20 protein-coding genes are annotated in these 20,863 nt (G+C 63.8%); 11 read left to right on the forward strand and 9 right to left on the reverse strand.

The window, feature by feature from the left end:
* Positions 1-252: 252 nt before the first annotated feature.
* Together LU493_RS14930 and LU493_RS14935 are read right to left on the reverse strand one after the other, a co-directional pair.
* Positions 253-666: a nuclear transport factor 2 family protein gene (locus tag LU493_RS14930; RefSeq protein ID WP_275288589.1), complete on the reverse strand. Its 414-nt coding sequence runs from the start codon at positions 664-666 to the stop codon at positions 253-255.
* Positions 663-1,403 (reverse strand): SDR family NAD(P)-dependent oxidoreductase, encoded by a 741-nt coding sequence (locus LU493_RS14935; RefSeq protein ID WP_275288590.1) that lies wholly within the window; start codon positions 1,401-1,403, stop codon positions 663-665. The genes LU493_RS14930 and LU493_RS14935 overlap by 4 nt, the downstream gene beginning before the upstream one ends.
* 138 nt (positions 1,404-1,541) lie before the next feature.
* Between LU493_RS14935 and LU493_RS14940 the strand changes: the two genes are divergently transcribed.
* Positions 1,542-2,150: a TetR/AcrR family transcriptional regulator gene (locus tag LU493_RS14940; RefSeq protein WP_275288591.1), complete on the forward strand. Its 609-nt coding sequence runs from the start codon at positions 1,542-1,544 to the stop codon at positions 2,148-2,150.
* A gap of 6 nt (positions 2,151-2,156) precedes the next feature.
* On the opposite strand, the gene LU493_RS14945 is transcribed toward LU493_RS14940, so the two are convergent.
* Positions 2,157-2,843 carry a GntR family transcriptional regulator gene (locus LU493_RS14945; protein WP_275288592.1) on the reverse strand — a complete coding sequence of 229 codons (687 nt, stop codon included), beginning with the start codon at positions 2,841-2,843 and terminating at the stop codon, positions 2,157-2,159.
* A 182-nt stretch (positions 2,844-3,025) separates the two neighbouring features.
* Here LU493_RS14945 and LU493_RS14950 point away from each other — a divergent pair, with 182 nt between their 5' ends.
* From LU493_RS14950 to LU493_RS14975, 6 genes are read left to right on the forward strand one after another with little or no spacing between them, the layout of a single operon-like run.
* Complete coding sequence (locus tag LU493_RS14950) at positions 3,026-4,597, forward strand: ABC transporter substrate-binding protein (RefSeq protein WP_275288593.1); 1,572 nt, start codon at positions 3,026-3,028, stop codon at positions 4,595-4,597.
* A gap of 53 nt (positions 4,598-4,650) precedes the next feature.
* The gene (locus tag LU493_RS14955) at positions 4,651-5,628 is read left to right on the forward strand and encodes an ABC transporter permease (protein ID WP_275288594.1); all 978 of its coding nucleotides are present in this window, start codon (positions 4,651-4,653) and stop codon (positions 5,626-5,628) included.
* The gene (locus tag LU493_RS14960; protein ID WP_275288595.1) at positions 5,625-6,476 is read left to right on the forward strand and encodes an ABC transporter permease; all 852 of its coding nucleotides are present in this window, start codon (positions 5,625-5,627) and stop codon (positions 6,474-6,476) included. The genes LU493_RS14955 and LU493_RS14960 overlap by 4 nt, the downstream gene beginning before the upstream one ends.
* On the forward strand, positions 6,473-8,110 hold the full coding sequence (locus LU493_RS14965) for an ABC transporter ATP-binding protein (RefSeq protein WP_275288596.1): 1,638 nt from the start codon (positions 6,473-6,475) through the stop codon (positions 8,108-8,110). The genes LU493_RS14960 and LU493_RS14965 overlap by 4 nt, the downstream gene beginning before the upstream one ends.
* A 29-nt stretch (positions 8,111-8,139) precedes the next feature.
* Positions 8,140-9,576, forward strand: a complete 1,437-nt coding sequence (locus tag LU493_RS14970) for an FAD-binding oxidoreductase (RefSeq protein WP_275288597.1) — start codon at positions 8,140-8,142, stop codon at positions 9,574-9,576.
* A gap of 43 nt (positions 9,577-9,619) precedes the next feature.
* Positions 9,620-10,729 carry a pyridoxal phosphate-dependent aminotransferase gene (locus tag LU493_RS14975; RefSeq protein WP_275288598.1) on the forward strand — a complete coding sequence of 370 codons (1,110 nt, stop codon included), beginning with the start codon at positions 9,620-9,622 and terminating at the stop codon, positions 10,727-10,729.
* 238 nt (positions 10,730-10,967) lie between these two features.
* Here the strand turns inward: LU493_RS14975 and LU493_RS14980 are convergent, their stop codons facing one another.
* Positions 10,968-12,308: a UDP-glucose dehydrogenase family protein gene (locus LU493_RS14980; protein ID WP_275288599.1), complete on the reverse strand. Its 1,341-nt coding sequence runs from the start codon at positions 12,306-12,308 to the stop codon at positions 10,968-10,970.
* 241 nt (positions 12,309-12,549) lie between these two features.
* Here LU493_RS14980 and LU493_RS14985 point away from each other — a divergent pair, with 241 nt between their 5' ends.
* Positions 12,550-13,056, forward strand: a complete 507-nt coding sequence (locus tag LU493_RS14985) for an aminoacyl-tRNA deacylase (protein WP_275288600.1) — start codon at positions 12,550-12,552, stop codon at positions 13,054-13,056.
* 250 nt (positions 13,057-13,306) lie between these two features.
* Here LU493_RS14985 and LU493_RS14990 read toward each other — a convergent pair whose 3' ends face one another.
* On the reverse strand, positions 13,307-14,506 hold the full coding sequence (locus LU493_RS14990; RefSeq protein WP_275288601.1) for a methyltransferase: 1,200 nt from the start codon (positions 14,504-14,506) through the stop codon (positions 13,307-13,309).
* Positions 14,507-14,512: 6 nt separating this feature from the next.
* On the reverse strand, positions 14,513-15,484 hold the full coding sequence (locus LU493_RS14995; protein ID WP_275288602.1) for a YbgA family protein: 972 nt from the start codon (positions 15,482-15,484) through the stop codon (positions 14,513-14,515).
* A 173-nt stretch (positions 15,485-15,657) separates the two neighbouring features.
* On the opposite strand from LU493_RS14995, the gene LU493_RS15000 reads away from it, so the two are divergent.
* Entirely contained in the window at positions 15,658-16,557 is a 900-nt protein-coding gene (locus tag LU493_RS15000; RefSeq protein WP_275288603.1) for a ChaN family lipoprotein, read from the forward strand.
* A gap of 9 nt (positions 16,558-16,566) precedes the next feature.
* Here the strand turns inward: LU493_RS15000 and LU493_RS15005 are convergent, their stop codons facing one another.
* Entirely contained in the window at positions 16,567-17,025 is a 459-nt protein-coding gene (locus LU493_RS15005) for a carboxymuconolactone decarboxylase family protein (RefSeq protein ID WP_275288604.1), read from the reverse strand.
* 208 nt (positions 17,026-17,233) lie between these two features.
* Entirely contained in the window at positions 17,234-18,055 is an 822-nt protein-coding gene (locus LU493_RS15010; protein ID WP_275288605.1) for an AraC family transcriptional regulator, read from the reverse strand.
* Between the two features lie 212 nt (positions 18,056-18,267).
* Between LU493_RS15010 and nhaD the strand changes: the two genes are divergently transcribed.
* Positions 18,268-19,755: a sodium:proton antiporter NhaD gene (nhaD, locus tag LU493_RS15015; RefSeq protein WP_275288606.1), complete on the forward strand. Its 1,488-nt coding sequence runs from the start codon at positions 18,268-18,270 to the stop codon at positions 19,753-19,755.
* Between the two features lie 62 nt (positions 19,756-19,817).
* Here the strand turns inward: nhaD and LU493_RS15020 are convergent, their stop codons facing one another.
* Entirely contained in the window at positions 19,818-20,291 is a 474-nt protein-coding gene (locus LU493_RS15020; protein ID WP_275288607.1) for a GFA family protein, read from the reverse strand.
* A gap of 196 nt (positions 20,292-20,487) precedes the next feature.
* On the opposite strand from LU493_RS15020, the gene LU493_RS15025 reads away from it, so the two are divergent.
* Positions 20,488-20,835: a putative quinol monooxygenase gene (locus tag LU493_RS15025; RefSeq protein ID WP_275288608.1), complete on the forward strand. Its 348-nt coding sequence runs from the start codon at positions 20,488-20,490 to the stop codon at positions 20,833-20,835.
* The last annotated feature ends 28 nt before the right edge of the window (positions 20,836-20,863 follow it).

Below are 20,863 nucleotides of genomic sequence, written 5' to 3' on the forward strand. Positions count from 1 at the left end.
GGGCCCGCAGGGTAGCCGCCATGGATGGCGGCTATAGCGCAGTGATTTGCCCGCGCAGGCATTTGTGCAGTGTTTCCCTTGATGTATGTCGGCTGCTCCCTTCATACCGCCTGGGAGCTTCATGCTGGGGTCGACCACAGCCCCGGACGGATGTTCCCGGGGGAGATACCGTGACGAGAACAGCCGGAGGGCCGGGCGCCTCGAGACGCCCGGCCCTCCGGCTGGAAGCGATGTCGACTTTTCCGACAACGCTCAGGCTCGCAGGACGTCCAGCCGAGCCTGATCGGCATTGCCGAAATCGGGATCGACATAGATGTGCATGCGACAGATCAAGTCGCCTTCGAAGGCGAAGACACTACAGAAGCGTCCCTGAGAGATCTCGCCATCGGGCCATGCCGTGCCATCCCGCAGTCGCCCGGACTCGGTCCCCTCCACCACGACATGGTCGTCGTCGACGATATAGTGAAAAGCATCGATATCGTGGACCAGTTCGGGCACCTCCCGGCGAATGCGTTTCCCGAACTCGACCAGTGCCGCCTTCCCCGACGCCGGGCCGAACTTGGGGAAATAGAAGCTGACATCCTCGGAGAACAACACCGTCACCGAGGGATCATCGGCATCCACCCGCCGGAAATAGGCCTTCACGGTATCAAGACGCGAGGTCATGCATTGGCCCCTCCATCGACGGTGAATTCCGCTCCGGTCACCGAGCGCCCCTCGGGCCCTGCCAGCCAGCCCACCAGGTTCGCCACATCGTCGGCCTCGTTATAGCGAGGAATCGCCATGACGCCACGCTGCAGATCCGACAAGTCGCCATCGGCGGGATTCATGTCGGTATTCGTCGACCCCGGATGCACGACATTGACGGTGATCCCGCGCGGCCCCAGATCCCGGGCGGCTCCCTTGGTGAGCCCGATCAGGCCGGTCTTGCTCATCGCGTAAAGGCTGAGCCCCGGCCAGGGGACGCGCGGCCCGAGATTGCTGCCGATCGACACGATGCGCCCTTCGTCACGCATGTGACGCGCCGCCGCCTGAATGGCCACGAAGGGAGCACGCAGGTTGGTCTCCAGAGTGCGGTCCAGGTCATCACGCTCCAGCTCGCCGATATCCCCGATCAGAAATACCCCGGCATTGTTGACCAGGATATCGAGTCCGCCGAAGCTCGATGCCACACGCTCCACTGCATTCTCGATGGAACGATCGTCACGACTGTCGGCCTGAATCGCCATGGCGCGACCGCCCTCCTGCTCGATATCCGCCACCACGGCTCGCGCCTTGTCCTCGCTGCCGACATAGGTCAGGGCGACCGTGGCGCCATCACCGGCCAACCGCTTCGCCACCGCGGCGCCGATGCCCCGGCTGCCTCCCGTCACCAACGCTACCTTGCCTGTCAGTTGGGTCATGCTTCCTCTCCCATCATCTCTTGCGCTCAAAAGGATCGAATCATTTATGTATTGATCAATACAAAAATAACGATGGCTGGACATCCTCGACCCTGTCAAGATATTTTTGTATTGAACGACACATAAAGGGAGGCCGGTATGGCAGCACGCGGCAGGCCACGCGGCTTCGACAGGGAAACGGCTCTGGCACGGGCCATGGAAGTGTTCTGGGAACGAGGCTTCGACAACGCCTCCCTGGGCGAATTGACGCACGCCATGGGCATCAATTCCCCCAGCCTGTATGCGGCCTTCGGCAGCAAGGAGGCCCTGTTCCAGGAGGCAATGGCGTTCTACGTGAAGACCGCCGGAAGTGGCATCTGGGAGCCAGTCGACAGCCTGGCAACCGCTCGGGACGCCATCGCCCATGTCCTGGATGCCACGGCCAGGGCCTTTACCTGCCGCGACCCGTCACGGGGTTGCATGATCGTGCTCGCCTCCCCCCAGCCCCGGGGCTCCAATCCGTCGATCAGCCGCGAACTGGAGCGACACCGGCGCGGCAACCGGGATTACCTGGAGACGCGTCTGCGGCGCGCCGTCGACGAGGGAGAACTCCCCGAGGGCACGAACTGCCACGCCATCGCCACTTTCTACGCGACCGTGCAGCACGGCATGTCGATCCAGGCCCGGGACGGCGCCTCGCGGGAGGAGCTGCTCGGCGTCGCGGACTGCGCCATGAGCGCCTGGGACAGCCTGACCCGCCCAGACTGAACAGGCTCAGCGAACCTGCGCTTCGTGCACTCCCTGGATCACATAGTCTCGCGCCACGCCGATATGGTAATCGATGGCTTTCCGGCATGACCGAGCATCACCACTCTTCAGGGCCTCCAGCAACCACCAGTGAGAGCCGGCGATACTGTCCGGCGCCTCGTGAGTCTTGCCGATCAAGGCAATGCACAGCCGAAGTTCATGGGATAGATCCTCGAACGCCCGGAGCAGACGATGGTTGCCCGTTGCCTCGAACATGAGTCGATGAAACCTTAGATCTTCCTCGATCCGAGCACCTTCATCGGCACCGCTATCAGCAATCTCGCACATCCGCTCGACCTGCCGACTCAAGCGCTTTTCCACTTCCGTATCGTAATGCTTCACCAGGTGCTCGATAGCATGTCGCTCGAGAGCCAGACGCAGGTCAAAGATGTCCCCCAGTTCACGAGCCTCGAGGGCGCGCACGAAGAACCCTCGACGTGGCCGCGATACCAGCAAGCCACGGCTCTCGAGCAGCCGCGCTGCCTCGCGCACCGGCGCACGACTGATGCCGAGATCTCCAGCCAGGCTGACTTCGGAGAGACGTTCACCGGGCACATAGCGCCGTTGAATAATCGCCTGAGTCAGGTAATCGGCCACCTGATCCACCAGATTGCGTTGCTGGATGAATGGCTTGGTGTCTGAAGGCTCGGACATTTGGGCATTCCGGAAAGGCGTTGAATATTACCCAGTATGGCGAAGAATGCCTTTGTGTCGATAGTCGATTGCCGACTGTCGACAGTTTTTCTTCTCGCTGCTATGTTCAATAGCGTTCCCCGGGAGGCACCCGGATACCATCGCGACTCCGATAACAACGTCAACAAATCAAGGTGAACCGCATGAAGATGCCTTTCATCGCCGCCCTGGCCGGCTTGTCGCTGCTCAATTCGAGCGTCATCTCCGCCCAGGAAGGCAACGACCAGACACCTCAGCATGGTGGCGTGATCGATACCATCATCCAGCCGGAGCCCCCCGGCCTGGTGCTCGGCATGATTCAGAACGCGCCGACACGTACCGTGGCCGGCAACATCTACGAAGGCCTGTTGCGCTACACGACCGACCTGGAACCGACTCCCCAACTGGCCGAATCCTGGGATGTCAGTGACGATGGCCTGACCTACACCTTCCACCTTCGTGACGACGTGACCTGGCATGATGGCGAGCCCTTCACCGCCGAAGATGTGGTGTTCTCGGCCGATGTCTTCCATCGCGAACTCAACCCCAGTGCTCGCGCCGTGCTACAGCATGTCGAGACTATCGAGGCAGCCGACGATCACACCGTGGTCTTTACCCTGAAACAGCCCTTCGGTCCTTTCCTGCTCTCCTTCGAAGCCGGCACTTTCACGATGGTGCCCGAACACATCTATGCGGGCACCGATTTCCGCGAAAATGAGGCCAACAACCATCCCATCGGTACCGGCCCCTTCGAGTTCGAGAGCTGGGATCGCGGCACCGTCATCAAACTGACCCGCAACGAAGATTACTACCAGGACGACTTGCCCTATCTGGATGGCATCAACTGGCACATCATCCCCGACGGTGCGTCCCGGGCAATCGCTTACGAAAACGGCACCGTCGACGTCTTGCCCTACGGCACCGTGGAGAATTTCGACATCCCGCGATTGACCGCCATGGACAATACCTGCGTCAGCGACAAGGGACACGAATATTTCAGCCCTTTCGCCATGCTGTGGATGAACAACCGCGAGGGTCCCACGGCCGACAAGCGGTTCCGGCAGGCCGTGATGTACGCCATGGATCGCGAGTTCGCCCGTGACGTGCTGTGGAACGGCATGGGCAAGGTACCCCTCGGCGCCTTCGGCTCCAATGCCCGTTTCCAGAACGAGTCGCTTTCTCCCTACGACCACAATCCCGATCGTGCCCGTGAACTGTTAGATGATATGGGCTATGACGGTGAAGAAGTCACACTGCTGCCTCTGCCCTACGGCGAGACCTGGAATCGCTGGGCTGAAGCCGTGCAGCAGAATCTCAAGGAAGTCGGCATCAACGTTCGCACCGAGGCTACCGACGTGGGGGGTTGGAATCAGCGTCTCGGTGACTGGGACTTCGACCTGGCCTTCACCTACCTCTATCAGTACGGCGATCCCGCACTAGGCATTTCTCGGACCTACCTCTCGGACAACATAGAGAAAGGCTCGCCCTGGAACAATGTCGAGGGTTACGAGAATGCCGAGGTCGACGACCTGTTCGCACGAGCCGCCACGGCTCACCCGGACAGCGAGCGCGAAGCGCTTTATCACGATGTTCAGGAGATCCTGCAGGAAGACGTACCGGTAGGTTGGCTGCTGGAGCTCGGTTTCCCGACCATTTACCGCTGCAACGTCAAGAACCTGATTACCTCGGGTGTCGGCGTCAACGACGGTTTCAAGGACGCCTGGATCGACCAGTGACATGCCGGGGCGGTTCACCGCCCCGCCACCCTGTTTCGTCATGAGGCACTCGCATGCTCTATGCCCGTCTGATACTGATGCGGCTGCTCAAGGCCATTGTCGTACTGTTGCTGATCATCGTTTTCAACTTCGTGCTCATCCAACTGGCACCGGGCGACCCCGCCGCCATCCTCGCCGGCGAAGCCGGTGCCAGCGACGAGCAGTTCCTGCAACAGTTGAGAGAACGCTTCGGCCTCGATCAACCCTTGTACGTACAGTTGTGGGAGTACGTTTCCGGCATCGCCACCCTGGACTTCGGCTATTCCTACCGCCAGCAGATGCCGGTACTCGACCTGATACTCGAGCGTCTGCCGGCAACCCTGCTGCTGACCGGTACCGCCTTCGTCCTGTCCCTCGGTCTCGGCATCCTGGCCGGTGCCATGGCGGCCAAACGCGCCAAACGGGTGTCGGGGTCCGTGATCATGGCCATTGCCCTGCTCTTCTACGCCACGCCATTGTTCTGGGTGGCACTGATGGCCGTCGTACTGTTCTCGGTCTATCTCGACTGGTTGCCTGCCTACGGCATGTTCACCGTCGGGGCTGAACTGACCGGCTGGGCCCATGTGCTGGACGTGGCCAAGCACCTCATCCTGCCCGCCACCACCCTCGGCCTATTCTTCATGGCCATCTATACCCGCATGACGCGGGCACCGATGCTCGATGCCGCCCAGCAGGACTTCGTCAAGACGGCCAGGGCCAAGGGGCTGAAATCGGGGGTGATCCAGCGTCGTCATATCCTGCGCAATGCCCTGCTGCCGATCATCACCCTGGCCGGTCTGCAGGCCGGCCAGATGGTCGGTGGTGCCATCCTCACCGAGACGGTATTCGCCTGGCCCGGCATTGGCCGCCTGATGTACGAGGCACTGATGCAGCGTGACTACAACCTGCTGCTGGGCATCTTCTTCTTCTCGGCGGCCCTGGTGATCCTGTTCAACATCGTCACCGACCTCGTCTACCGCCTGGCGGACCCACGGATCAAGGAGGCAACATGAGCTTCTTCGCCCGTTTCGCCCGCAACCGCGGCGCCCTGGCAGGCCTGATCATCCTCGGTCTGATCATGTTGATGGCAGCGCTGGCGCCCATCCTGTTCCCCGAATCTCCCTGGCGCATGGTCCAGCGCCCCTTCCTGGCACCCTTCGAGGTCGATGGATTCTGGCTGGGCACCGACACCATGGGGCGCAACGTCGCCGCCGGCTTGATGCACGGTGCCTGGGTCTCCTTGTTGATCGGCCTGGTCTCGACCGCCGTGGCATTGGTCATCGGCGTGCCGCTGGGCGCCGTGGCGGGTTACCACGGCGGGCTGATCGACGACGCGCTGATGCGCTTCACCGAATTCTTCCAGACCATCCCCAACTTCGCCCTGGCCATCGTGCTGGTAGCGATCATGCAACCCAGCGTGACCTCGATCGTGGTCGCCATCGCGCTGGTCAGCTGGCCGCCGGTGGCTCGACTCGTGCGCGCCGAATTCCTCTCGTTGCGACATCGCGAATACGTCGAGGCAGCCCGTCTGATCGGCCAGTCGAACACCACCATCATTCTGCGACAGATCCTGCCCAACACCCTGTCGCCAATCATCGTACTGGCCTCGTTGATGGTCGCCACCGCCATCCTGCTCGAGTCGGCCCTGTCGTTCCTCGGACTCGGCGATCCCAACGTGATGTCCTGGGGCTACATGATTGGCGCCGCACGTACCGTGATTCGTCAGGCCTGGTGGCTGAGTTTTTTCCCCGGGCTCGCCATTCTGCTGACCGTACTGGCGCTCAACCTGGTCGGGGAGGGGCTGGACGATGCGCTCAACCCCCGGCTCACCCGAAAACGCCATCAGGAGAGCGCGACATGAGCGATGCCGTACTGAGCCTGCGGGACTTGAGCGTGACTCTGCCCGAAGGTGCCGAACGCCGATACGCGGTAGAGGGAATCGGCTACGACGTCGCCGCGGGCGAGATCCTCTGCGTAGTGGGGGAATCCGGCTCGGGCAAGTCGATGGCCGCCAATACCGTCATGGGGCTCTTGCCCGAAGGTGTCCGTCCTGTGGCCGGTCAGGCCTTGTTCGAAGGCGAGAACCTGCTGGAACTCGACGAGTCGCGACACCGGCAACTACGCGGCCTGCGCATCGGCATGATCTTTCAGGAGCCCATGACAGCGCTCAACCCCTTGATGCGCGTCGGCGCTCAGATTTCCGAGGTATTCGAAGCCCACGGCCGCCTCAAGGCCACTGAACGCCGAGACAGGGCCTTGGCATTGTTGACCGAGGTCGGCCTTCCACAGCCCGAGAAGGCCCTGCGTGCCTATCCCTTCGAACTCTCGGGCGGTCAGCGTCAACGCGTGGTGATCGCCATGGCCCTGGCACTCGAACCCACCTTGCTGATTGCCGACGAACCAACCACGGCCCTGGACGTCACGACCCAGGCCCAGATTCTCGACTTGATTCGCGACCTGCAGGTCAAGCACGGCATGGCCGTCATGTTCATCACGCACGACTTCGGTGTGGTCGCCGAGATCGCCGATCGCGTCTGTGTCATGCGCGATGGGCGCATCGTCGAGATGGGCACCGCCTCCGAGGTGCTCGACCACCCACGCCATGCCTACACCCGAGCGCTCATCGATGCCATCCCCAGCGATGCGGCACCCGCCCGGCGGGAGGCTCGAACCGGCGACCCGCTGCTCGAGGTCCGCCGCCTCAGCCGCACCTTCCGCTCGCGAGGTGGGCTGTTCAAGCCGACCCGCGAGGTACACGCCCTGGACGATGTGTCCTTTTCACTGTCACGCGGCGAGACCATCGGCATCGTCGGCGAATCGGGGTCCGGAAAGTCGACGCTCGGGCGCTGCGTCGTACGACTCGAACGCCCCGACAGCGGCGAACTGCTGCTGGATGGTACCAACTTGAGCGACCTCAAGGGCGACGCCCTGCGCCGTCAGCGGCACCGCATCCAGATGGTCTTTCAGGATCCCTTCGCCTCGCTCAACCCACGCACGCGTGTCGGCCTGGCCATTGCCCAGGGTCCTATCGCCAGTGGCGTACCACGTCATCAAGCTCTGAAGCGCGCCCGTGAACTGCTCGAGATGGTGGGACTCGGCGATGCCGCCGAACGCTTTCCCCATGAGTTCTCCGGCGGACAGCGGCAGCGCATCGGCATCGCCCGAGCCCTCGCCCTGGAGCCGGAACTGATCGTCGCCGATGAAGCCGTCTCGGCCCTCGATGTCTCGATCCAGGCCCAGGTACTCGAGCTGTTGGGAGATCTGCAACGGCGGTTTTCGCTGTCGCTGCTGTTCATCACCCATGACCTGCGGGTCGCCGCCCAGGTATGCGATCGCTTGATCGTCATGCAACACGGACGCATCGTCGAGCAGGGGCGCGCCGAAGACATCTTCCGGCAGCCCCGCGAGGCCTATACACGAAGCCTGCTCGATGCCATCCCCGGACGCTCACGCCAATCCCGAGACCATGACACGCTCGCGGTCTCTCAATCCTGATCCCCCGATGGGCACGACACGGAACCGATATGGACACTATGGAACACCAGCCATCGACCTCCCTCTCCGCCCTGCTCGACCGACTGCGCGAGCGCCTCGGCGACAACGCAGTGCTCACCGGCGACGACGTCACTGCCCGCTCCGTCGACTGGTTGACCGGTGCGCCCTGCCTCGCCGCCGCCATCGTTCGCCCCGGCACACCGGACGAACTGGCCGAGACATTGCGCCTCTGCCATGCGGCTCGCCAACCGGTGGTGACCCACGGTGGCCTGACCGGCCTGGTGCACGGTGCCGAGGCGTCATCCGAGGAACTGGTGATCTCGCTGGAGCGCCTCGACGCCATCGAGGCCATCGACCCGGTCGGCGCCACCCTCACCGTCCAGGCCGGTGCACCGCTGCAGAAGGTCCAGGAGGCCGCCGAGGAAGCCGGCCTGCAGTTTGCCCTCGATCTAGGGGCGCGAGGCAGCTGCACCATCGGCGGCAACATCGCCACCAATGCCGGCGGTAACCGGGTGATCCGCTACGGCATGATGCGTCAGCAGGTGCTGGGGCTGGAAGCGGTGCTGGCCGATGGCCGCATCATCAGCTCCATGAGCCCGATGCTCAAGAACAACGCCGGCTATGATCTCAAGCAACTGTTCATCGGCAGCGAAGGCACCCTGGGCATCGTCACCCGAGCCGTGCTTCGCCTGCAGCCCGCCATGCCGGACACCCGAGCCGCCCTGGTCGCCTGCCCGTCCTTCGACGCCCTGACCGGGCTGCTCGGCCACATGCGCCAGACGCTCGGTGGCGAGCTCAGCGCCTTCGAGGCCATGTGGCGCAACCACTATCGCCTGCTCACCGAGATCAGCGGCCGTCACGCTCCCCCCGTGAGCACCGAATCCCCCTTCTATGTCATCATCGAATCTCAGGCCGTCGATGCCGATCGTCATGGGGAACGTTTCGACCGGGCCTTCGAATCGGCCTTCGAGGCGGGCCTCTTGGCGGATGCCGCCATCGCCCAGTCCGATGCCCAACGCGACGGCCTGTGGGCCATTCGCGAGGACATCGAGGGGCTGGTCAGTCTCCTGGCCCCCATGATGACCTTCGACGTCAGCCTGCCGATCGGTGACATGGACGCCTATGTCGAACACGTGGAGATGACGCTTCGCGAGCGCTGGCCGGACGGACGCCTGGTGGTATTCGGCCACCTGGGCGATGGCAACCTGCATCTCTCGGTCGGCGTCAGCAGCGACGACGCCGACACCCGACACCGGGTGGAACGCTGCATCTACGAGCCCCTGGCCAAGCTCGGGGGCTCGATCTCGGCGGAACACGGCATCGGCCTGGAGAAACGTGGCTGGCTACCGGTTTCGCGCTCGCCGGACGAGCTCGCCCTGATGGCGACCCTCAAGCAGGCCCTGGACCCCCACGGCCTGCTCAATCGTCACAAGGTCGTCACCGTCGCTGCCCGGGACGACCACTGACCCTCTTCACCTTCGCCCTTCACCGTTATCCAAGGGAGATGTCATGCCCCGATTCGCCGACCACCTCTATACCCCCGGCCCGGACAACCCCTTCCCCGGCATCTGGGTGCTCCAGCGCCGCATCGGTCGCCAGATCCCCCATCGCCTGGGATCCAACGAGGGCCTGGACATGCCGCACTCGGCACTGCGCCGACATTTCGGCGATGCCATGGTCGAGCATGCCTACTGTTATGGCGACGCCGAGGCGCTCGGGGTCCGCGAACGCCTTTCACGTCAGCAGGACATTCCCGTGGAGGCGTTACTGGTGGATGCCGGTGCCGACAGTCTGCTGGCTCTGGCGCTGCGGGCCGTGGCCCCGCCCGACACCAGCGTGATCGCCTCGGCGGGCACCTATCCGACCTTTGGCTATTTCGCCCGGGGGCAGGGATGTCGCCTGATCGAGGTCGCCTACGACGAGGGCCACGACCGGCTCGCCCCCGACCTGGACGCCCTGGCTCGCACCGCGCACGAGGAAAAGGCTCGCCTGGTGTACCTGGCCAACCCCGACAATCCCACCGGGCATCTGCACGACGACGATGCCGTCCGCCGCTTGCGCGACGCCCTGCCCGATGATTGCTGGCTGCTGCTCGACGAGGCCTACCACGATTTCCGCGACGATGCCGATACCCCCTTCGCCTCGGAGGTGCCGCCGGGCGTGATCCGTTGCCGAACCCTTTCCAAGGCACACGGCATGGCCGGGCTGCGCATCGGCTACGCCATCGCCGAGCCCGAGACCCTGGCCATGCTGATGAAGGTACGCATCCACTATGCCGTCTCGACCCTGACCCTGGCCGCCGCCGAGGTGGTGCTCGATCACCCCGACGAGACCCGGCAGCACATCGCCGAGGTTCTCGAGCGTCGACAGCGCCTCGGTGACCATTTCCGGCAACGGGGCGCCGATGTCCTGCCGAGCGCCACCAATTTCATCGGCATTCGCCTGGCCAGCGCCGAACTCGCCAAACGCGTGCATGCGGAACTGCTCGAAGAAGGCAAACTGGTCGCTCGCCCCGCTCATCCAGACCTGGGCCATGTCCTGCGCATCACCGCGGTGGAGGATGCGATGGTGCCCGGACGCCTGGAGACGCTGGAACGGGCACTTCAGGAAAACGCTTAGCCAGGGAATCCCCAAGGGCGGTCGGTAGTTTCCAGGAGGACAAGGCGAAGCGAGGTCCTTCTATTAACATGGCAATCAAATAGATCATCCTGATCTCTTCGATTGTCGCCCACCCCACGCTGGCGCAGATACGTGGACCTGCTGGCGTGGCGCGGGCTCGCGCCCGGCGGCGGCACATCCATGTGCCGCAATTAACTGAGAGCCTCGCGCAGGCTTGTCACCGAAGAAAGGTGGAGGGTCAGGAGCGTTGCAGGGACTCGCCGCGCCCCACGGCAAAGTACATCAACCCCGCCTTGCGCACCGTCTCGGGATCATAGAGATTGCGCCCGTCGACGACCACCGGCATGCCGAGCTGTTGCTTCAGCCAGTCGAAATCCACCATGCGGAAGACCTTCCACTCGGTACAGATCACCAGGGCGTCGGCGCCCTGGATCGCCACTTCCCGTGATGCCGACAGTGTCAGGTCGTCCCGTTCGCCGTAGAGGCGGCGGCACTCATTCATGGCCTCGGGATCATAGGCCCGGACCCTGGCGCCGGCACGCCACAGCGCTTCCATCAAGGTACGACTCGGCGCATCACGCATGTCATCGGTGTTCGGCTTGAAGGCCAGTCCCCAGAGAGCGATGGTACGGCCGGCCAGGTCGCCATCGAAGGCGCGCTCCAGCTTGTCGAACAGGGTCTGTTTCTGTCGGCGGTTGACGCCTTCCACCGCATCCAACAGCTGTGCTTCGTACTGCACCTCGCCGGCGGTGCGCGTCAGAGCACGCACGTCCTTGGGAAAGCAGGAGCCGCCATAACCGCAGCCCGGGTAGATGAAGTGGTAGCCGATGCGGGGATCCGAGCCGATACCACGCCGCACCTGTTCCACGTCGGCGCCCAGGCGCTCCGCCAGGTTGGCGATCTCGTTCATGAAACTGATCTTGGTGGCGAGCATGGCGTTGGCCGCATACTTGGTAAGCTCGGCGGCACGCACGTCCATGAACATCAGCTTTTCCTGCAAGCGGATGTAGGGGGCGTAGCATTCACGCATCAACTCGCGGACCCGCTCGGAGCCGGTGCCGACCACGAAGCGCGCGCCATGCGTAAAGTCCTCGATCGCCGCCCCTTCCTTGAGAAACTCCGGATTCGAGCAGACCTCGAAGTCGATCGTCTCGCCACGTTCCTCGAGTACGCCGGCGATGGCGCCCTTCACCCGGTCGGCCGTTCCCACCGGCACCGTGGACTTGTCGATGACCACCTTGAACTCGTTCATGTGACGACCGATGGTCTCGGCGACCGCCAGCACATACTGCAGATCGGCGCTGCCGTCCTCGTCGGGCGGCGTGCCGACGGCGATGAACTGCAGAATACCGAAATCGACCGCCGTGGCGGCATCGGTGGTGAATCGCAGCCGCCCTGCCGCGGCATTGGTGGTCACCAATTCCTCCAGCCCCGGCTCGAAAATGGGGATTTCACCGGACTCAAGCCGGGCGATCTTGTCGGCATCCACATCCATGCACAACACATCGTGGCCGACATCGGCCAGACAAGCGCCCGTGACGAGCCCCACATACCCGGTGCCGAAAATGGTGATCTTCATTCCCTGTTACCCCGCCAGAACCCCTGGGCATTACCTGAAAACTGCCCAGGAAACACAATGTCATGACTCATCGCGACCGCATGAAACACCGGCCGCCGCGCTTGCGTCACCGCCACAGGCGGTACGACGTGGCAGCATTGTAACAGGACGACGGCAAAGGCCCAGAGATCGCGCGGACCTCCCGAGGAAACGCTATGCTGACGGATATGGACGCCACCCACGCCACACAAGGACCCCAGGCATGATCGTTCAGCCCCAGCGCCGAGGAGGTGACATCATGGCCATGCCGATGACGATCCGGGAGTATCTCCACGCCTGCGATATCGATTACGAGGAGGTCCCCCATCCACGCGCGGTCTCGACCAGCCGTATCGCCCGCGTCTCGCACGTCGAAGGCGACCAGTTGGCCAAGGCCGTCATGCTGCACGGCGATGCCGGCTATCGGGTCGCCGTGTTGCCCAGCGACCGCGATGCCGATCTGGAACGACTCGAGCAGCTCTTCCATGAAGATCTGGAGCTGGCCACGGAGGAAGAGGTGCGCCACGAGTTCGATGACTGCGACCCCGGAGCGGCCATTCCCGTGGGGCAGGCCTATGGCCTGCAGGTCTACCTCGACGACCACCTGCGCCATCAGCCGGATGTCTATTTCGAGGCCGGCGACCACGAAACCCTGGTGCACATGAGCGGCGGCGAGTTCGACCGACTGATGACCGGCAGCCAGCACGGCGCTTTCAGCCGTTCCCGCTGAGAGGGTGTTTACAAAAGTCACGAGCGACGGCCAGACAAGGCGAAATTCGGCGACAAATCGTCAGGACTGACGATTTGGGCAGTTCTGCTGCTCGAAGAGCGAGTGACAAGGATGTCACGAGTCAAAGCGCGGAGTTTAGCCCTACTAAATGAGCACTTCGAGCCGAATTTCAACGAAGTATGGTCGAGCGCAGTAATTTGTAAACACCCTCTGACGCGCCGGAGGCCGGGGCGCCCGCCCCGGCCTTGCTTCAACGAGCCGGCGTTGCCTCGATCACCAGGTTTCGCGGTGTCAGTTGACGTTCGCAGAAGGTACCCAGGCGAACCCGGAAGCCGGCTTCCTCCATCAACCTGACGCGATCCAGCGCCAGCCAGACTTCCAGCGGACGTCGAAACAAGTGACGCACGAGTTCGAGCCGGGTGACCTCACCCAGGCGCCGGAACCCTTCGGTTTCATAATGCGCCCAGTCGAGACGGGCAGGCAGCGCCAGACGCTTGCGTTCGGCCGCCCAGCGGCAGAAACCGGCAAAGTCATCGGGCATTCGCCCGTAGGACAGGCTCGGCACCGGCAGGTAGGCGTCCCGGCCCGAGACATCCCGCTGCAGCGCATCGAATCCCAGGCGCCAGGCATTGGCACGCTGGCGCTGGCGACGAACCCCCGCCGGCGCGGTGACGGTTTCCTGAACCGCCATCGCCAGGTCATCGCGATGCATTCGCCAGCCCTGCTCGGCCATCTCGCGGCGCCCCTGTTCGGACAAGGGGCGGTAGTGCTCCGCCTCGGTGCGCTGGTAACAGCAAGGTGCCAGGATCACCGCAGTACCGCGCCGGGCCGCCCGTTCGAGCAGGCGACCATGCAGGTCGCCGCAGGCGTGCAGCGCCATCACCCGGGTCTTCGGCGTCAGCCAGCGGCTGGCCTCCTCGGCCAGCACGTCCTGCTGGTGAAGCTGCACCGCCACCTCCTGACGCCGCGCCAGCTCGCCTCCGGCGCGACACAGTTCGGACTGCCACTCCAGGGCCTCGACACCGATGCCATGCCAGCGCCCCACCCCGCGCGCCAGGTGGCCCTTGCCAGCGCACCACTCCACCAGATCGGCGTCCGGCGTCACCAGAGGGGCGAAGGCCTGGATCTGGCGCCACTTGCGGCCACCGACGAAGGTGCCCCAGGCGTCGGGCAGTGTCGGCCCCTGCGTCGCCAGATCGGGCAGGCTCGCCAGCGAGGCCAGTTCGTCCACGGGTAGCCACGATGACAAGGGAGACGTCGCGAAGGGCCTGGCCTGCAACCGAGCCGTCTCGTAGTCGGACAGCCCTCTCAACGCCTCGGCCATCGCCGGATACCGCGACGCCCAGGGCAACCGACGATGCTGGAAAGGCAAGGGTTGCCACACCGATTGCCACTCGGCCAGCAAGGCCCCCAGATGCCGAAAGCGATGTTCATGACTCGGCGTCATCATGGCCTCTCAGATGGCATTGCGCAGCCCGAGCTCATAGGGGTGGGGATCGAGATAGGACTGACCGCAAATATAGTCCGAGCCGTGACGTTTCAGGTAATGGTTGAGCAAGCGCATCGGCACCGCCAGGGGCACCTGCTTCAAACGATATTCTTCCACCGACTGGAGCAGATCGCGACGCGTCTCGCCATCCAGGGAGCGTTTGAGATAGCCGAGTACGTGCAACAGGGCGTTGACATGGGTCTTGCGCGACGCGGGTTTCGACAACGCCTCCATGAAGGCCGGCAGGTAATACGCCAGCGTCTCGTCCAGTGGGCGTCGATGGGCCTCGGCCAGATAACGCCCCAGCTCGCGGTAAGCCTCCACCCGATGCGCCATCAACAGGAGCTTCTGACGGCTATGGAACTGCAGCAGGGCATGATGGCTGGGCGTCTCCTCGACATTCCGCTTCCAGTCGTCGAGGGCATAGATGCGCGTCATGAAGTTCTCGCGCAAGGCCGGGTCATTGAGCCTTGCCTCCTCTTCCAGCGGGAGCTCGGGAAAATGATGGCGAAGGACGCGCACGAAGACGCCGGAATCGGCATGGCTGGGCATGCCGTTCTCATGGTAGACCTTGACCCGTTCGAGCCCGCAGCTGGGCGACCCCTTCATCAGGATAAAGCCGCGCAGGTGACGATGCGCCTCGACGAAGGACTCACCGACCCGCTCGATGCGCTCGGTCACATCCCGGTCGGGCGTTTTCGTGCCCCGCGCACGAGGCGTTTCCCCAGGCCGCCCTACCAGGCGGATCGGTTCGCGCGGAACGCCAAGCCCCGCCGCCAGCTCGGGACAGAAGGTCTCGAAACGCAGACAATCCGCCAGCACATTCAGGCAATAGCGAGACCGCTTGTGACCGCCGTTGTAACGCACCTCCTCGCCGGTCAGGCAGGCACTGATGCCGACCGGGATGCCGGTATTCGCTGCAGAGGTGTGTGTTGCCATATGGCGCTCCTGTGCCGGTGCTCCTCTTGGTTACAGGATAACGCCGAGCCCTGTATATCGCGATTCCCGCCTGGTCGCCGAGCACCATCGTTCAGCGATCCTGCTCTTGCCGCTTTGCCCCGACCGGCTGGCTCGATAGGCTGTCATGGTCCTCCTCGCTTCAGGAATCATGCATGCCACCTCGTCGCCCTACCGTCTGCCTTGCCCGCTGCGTCGCTCCGCTGCTCGTCGGTTTCCCCCTGTTATCCGACGCCCAGGCGGCCCCCTGCCATGCCCCCGGGCAGTGGCTGGACGACGCGGGAGCGCCCATCGCGACCGATGTCATGATGCACGACCTGGCCGAACAGACGGTGGTGATGCTCGGTGAACGGCATGATGAGACCGCCCACCATCGCTGGCAGTTGCAGACATTGGCGGGGCTTCACGCTCTCCGCCCCGACATGGTGATCGGCCTGGAGATGCTGCCGCGCAAGGCGCAGCCGGCCCTGGACGACTGGGTCGAGGGAGGATTGAGCGAAGCAGCGTTCCTCGAGGCGAGTGACTGGTCCGACGCCTGGGGCTACGACCCCGAGCTGTATTGGCCGATCCTGCACTTCGCCCGCATGCAGGGCGTGCCCCTGAAGGCCCTGAATGTCAGCACCGACCTGCAGCGACGTCTGGTGGAAGGTGGCTGGCACGCCGTCCCGCCGGAAGGCAGATTCGGCATGACCGCCCCGGCACCGGCGTCACCCGCCTATCGCGCCGATCTCGCGGACGTCTTCGCCGCTCACGATCACGCTGCCGACGCCGGCGAAAAGGGGCTCGAGCGCTTCATCGACGCGCAACTGGTCTGGGACCGCGCCATGGCCAGTGGCCTGGCCGAGGCCACGGCGAACGACAGACTGGTGGTCGGGCTGATGGGGCTTCGCCACCTCAGCGATGGGCACGGAGTGCCCCATCAACTCGACGACCTGGGCATCACCGAGCACCGCAGCCTTCTGCCGCGGCGACCCGATGATGCCTGTCGGCCACCGCCCGCCGGACGGGCGGATGGCTTTTTCATCCTCGACGAGCGGTGGGAAGAGAATCCCTGATACGGGCCACTACCCTTCGTCTATCTCGGGCCGGAACCCGCAGGACAGCACGATCCGATTCCAGCCGTTGATAACCACCACCAGGGAGGTGAGGCTCAGTTGCTCCTCAAGACTGAAGCTCGCCCTCACCCGGTCGCGAAGCGACTGGTCGACGTCGCTCTCGGCCAGCAGGGTCAGTGCTTCCGTCCAGGCCAGCGCCGCTCGCTCACGCTCGCTGAAACCGGGTGACTCTCGCCAGGCCGGCAGCACGTCGAGACGTGCCTGCCGTTCGCCATCGCCACGCGCCTCCTCGGAATGCATCCGCTGGCAGAAGGCACAGCCATTGAGTTGGGAAGCACGCAGGAAGACCAGATGGATCAAGCCCGGTTCGATGCCCGCCGCTTGCACGGCCTCCTGGGTCGACTGGAGCCCTTGCACCAGGGCGGGCTGCAGGCGATAGAAGTCGGCACGGGAAACATGCTCTTGCATGATGCACTCCTGATCGGGAAATGGAGTGCCCAGCATGCGCGCGAACCGATATCACGCCTTGTAGATTTGCGCCAACTTGGGAAGCGCTGAATAAATCAGCCGAGCATAGTGAAGCGCAAGGCGCACGGAGCACAGAAAGCGAGACATAACGAGGGGTTAGGCGAGCTTTCGAGCACCGCGTAACGACGCGATTTGCAGGCGCAGGCATTTATGTAGTGCTTCTCTTGCGCCGACGATACTCACCCGGCGTCTCCCCGACATGGCGGCGAAAGCGATGGGTAAAGTGAGCCTGGTCATGAAAGCCGCATGCCAGGGCGACCTGGCTGATCGATGACTCCTCGGCTCCCGACAACAGGGCCCTGGCGTGCTTGAGGCGTTGCAGCAGGTCCATCTGCGCGGGTGCCAATCCCACCTGGTGCCGAAAGGTCCGCTCGAGAGTACGGCGGCTCAGCCCATGGTTGGCCACCACCCGGTCGATCCTGAAGTGCCCGTTGTCGATCAGCGGCAGGAGTCGCTGCACATGACCGATTCGGGGTCCATTCGCCTCCGCCCTGGCCAGCAACCAGGCATCGAGACGCGCCAGCCGCGCTTCCAGCGATAGATCCGGCAGGCTATCTCGCAATGCCTTCCAGTCATCGGGCGCCCATCTTTCCCATTGATCAGCATCGTCCAGTGCCTCCAGCGACATGCCGAACAACTGGAAGGCGCCCCCGGGACGGAACCGGATGCCGAGGGTGGCCCCCACGGTGGTGGTATAGGCCGCCACCGTCCGCCGGGCGATGTCCCAGCCGGCGGACGGTGCCGTGGTATCGAGGCGCCTGAAGGTCAGGGTGACCCCACCATCGGGGTAGAGCTTGTCCCGGGTCGGCGCATCCGGCGGCGGCCCCTGCACGAACCAGTAGTGGTCGACCCAGGGGCGCAGTGGCGGGGCCGGCAACAGGCGCTGGATGACGAGACGCGGCAACACCAGCGGTGCCACGCCTTGCCTGAAAACTGGCTGCAGGGGCTCAACGGATTCTCGGGAAGACATTCGGACTCCGCGATATCGGTGTCTCGACGACAGGACAGTGTAGCCCAGATACCACCAGTCCTCGCTGGGCGAAGCTTGGATGCAGTGCAGCAAAAAAATCGCCGAAAGGGGTTGATTAGCCGACTCAACAAATGGCGAACACTGTTTCTTTGGTGTAAAATGCGCCTCGTTTTTCGACCCTTTCCCCCCTCCTACCTCAGGATGCTTCCGTCATGCTGACAAGCCATCGTTCCCCACACTGGCTCCGGCACAGCGCCCGGTGGCCAGGCTTTCTCGTGCTCGCGCTGTCGATCCTGCTGTTCAGCCCCTTCGCCCAGGCCGCTTCCGCCGGCGAGCTGGACCTGACCTATACCCTGCCCGGCTTCATCGCCGTCACCCTCTTCCTGGCCGCCTATGCCCTGGTGATGGCCGAAGAGAAACTGCACATGCGCAAGTCCAAGCCGGTACTGGTCGCCGCCGGCTTGATCTGGGGGTTGATCGGCTGGGTCTATGTCCATTCCGGCCTGCCCGATGCCGCCGAAGAGGCCTTCAGCGACACCCTGCTGGAATACAGCGAGCTGTTGCTCTTCCTGCTGGTGGCCATGACCTACATCAACGCCATGGAAGAGCGCCGCGTCTTCGACAAGCTGCGCGCCTGGCTGGTGGAAAAGGGCTTCAGCTACCGTTCGCTGTTCTGGATCACCGGCATTCTCGCCTTCTGGATCTCGACCATCGCCAACAACCTCACCACCGCCATGCTGATGTGCGCCGTGGTACTCAAGGTTGCCGAGGGCGACAAGCGCTTCATCAATCTCTGCTGTATCAATGTGGTCGTGGCCTCCAACGCCGGCGGCGCCTTCAGCCCCTTCGGCGACATCACGACCCTGATGGTCTGGCAGGCCAAGCTGGTCGAGTTCCAGGAATTCTTCGAGCTGCTCGGCCCCTCGCTGGTGAACTATCTGGTGCCGGCAGTCGTGATGAGCCTGTTCATCAAGAACCGCAAGCCGGCCGCCCTCGAGGAAGGCATCTGGCTCAAGCGCGGTGCACGACGCATCGTCTGCCTGTTCCTGCTGACGATCGTCATCTCGGTGCTCTGCCATACCATGCTGCACCTGCCTCCGGCGCTCGGCATGATGACGGGCCTCGGCTTTCTGCAATTCTTCGGCTATTACCTGCGCCGCAGCCTGCCGCGCTCGCTGGAGCGCAAGCGCACCCGCTACAGCCAGCGTGGCGACTGGCGCAAGCTGGAGGCCCTGGGCAGCGTGGTGCCCTTCGATGTCTTCACCCGGGTCGCTCGCTCCGAGTGGGATACCCTGCTGTTCTTCTACGGCGTGGTAATGTCCGTGGGCGGCCTGGGCTTCATGGGCTACCTGAGCCTGCTCTCCGAGACCCTGTACGCCGGTTGGGACCCCGTCTGGGCGAACATCGTGCTGGGCATGGTCTCGGCGGTGGTCGACAACATCCCGGTGATGTTCGCCGTCATCTCCATGGAACCCGACATGTCCATGGGCAACTGGTTGCTGATCACCCTGACCGCCGGCGTGGGCGGCAGCCTGCTGTCGGTGGGCTCCGCCGCCGGCGTGGCCTTGATGGGCCAGGCGCGCGGCATCTACACCTTCGCCGGCCACATGCGCTGGGCCCCGGTCATCGCCCTGGGGTATGCGGCCAGCGTGGTGGTGCACATGTTGATCAATGCGGACAGCTTCGCCGTCTTTCACTGATCCATCCCTTGATCCCGTCCGGCACCCCGCCGGGCGGGGTTCTGTTTCTCACGCTTCCTGCCTCATTCCTCGTCGAGCCCGAGACGCGCATGCCATTCGGCAATGCTCTCGTCCGGATAGCCGGCGAAGCAGCGATCCCTCTCCCGCGACTCGATCTCCACCCAGTCCGGCTTGCTTTCCAGCATGAGATGCACCCGTTCGGGCGGTATCGGCAATTCGCTGTCGATGGCCGAAGCGAAGGGATGCACCAGCTCCGGCCAGCGAGGGTCGAAGACCCAGAGCGCACTGGCACACCGGGCGCAGAAATGCCGCTCCCCGGGGCTCGTCCGGCCATCGATCTCGGCTTGATAGATCGACGTGTGTTCGGCGCCATGGACCACCAGGGAATCCGCCTCGCCACTCAGGTTGACCGCATAACCGCCCCCGCCGGCCGTCTTGCGACAGATCGAGCAGTAGCAACGGTTGAAGGGATAGGGATGCGGCGACATGACGCGAAAGCGTACCGCGCCGCAGTGGCAGGAACCTTCGAGCAACATGGTGATTCTCCCTGAAGATGGAAACACGGCGTATCTCGCCTGGCCGGCGTCAGCCCAGGGTCGGCCTGAAAAGTCGTCGAGCACAGGCAGTTTCAGGCAAAGCCTAGAAAGGCAGGCGCATTCTGGCCAGACGAACTCCCGAGCCGAATGGCGCCGTGTTATGGTCGAGCAGTTCATTCATCCATCAGGAGGTAGCATGTCCCGCAAGATCTACTGCATCGCCGGTTTCAAGCCCAAGCCCGGCCATGAGGCGGCCGCCTTCGAGGCCTTGCAGGCACTGGAGCCCAACACGCATCGCGAGGATGGCTGCCTGCGCTATACCGTGACGCGGAAGATCGACAGCCCCTTCGCCCAGGGTGACAGCTACCCCATCGTCTTCCATGAAACCTGGGCCAACCGCGAAGCCTTCGAGGCTCACTGCCAGCGCCGCGAGATTCAGGCCTTCTTCGAGACCCAGGTCGAATCGCCGGACGGCCTGATCGAGGATGCCAACGTCTGCGTCTACACTGACGAGCCGGCCGAGTTCGACGCCCCCCGCTTCTGAACGATTGCCGAAGCCTTCCCGACACCGG

Source organism: Halomonas elongata, assembly GCF_029081005.1.
Taxonomy (GTDB): Bacteria; Pseudomonadota; Gammaproteobacteria; order Pseudomonadales; family Halomonadaceae; genus Halomonas; species Halomonas elongata_B.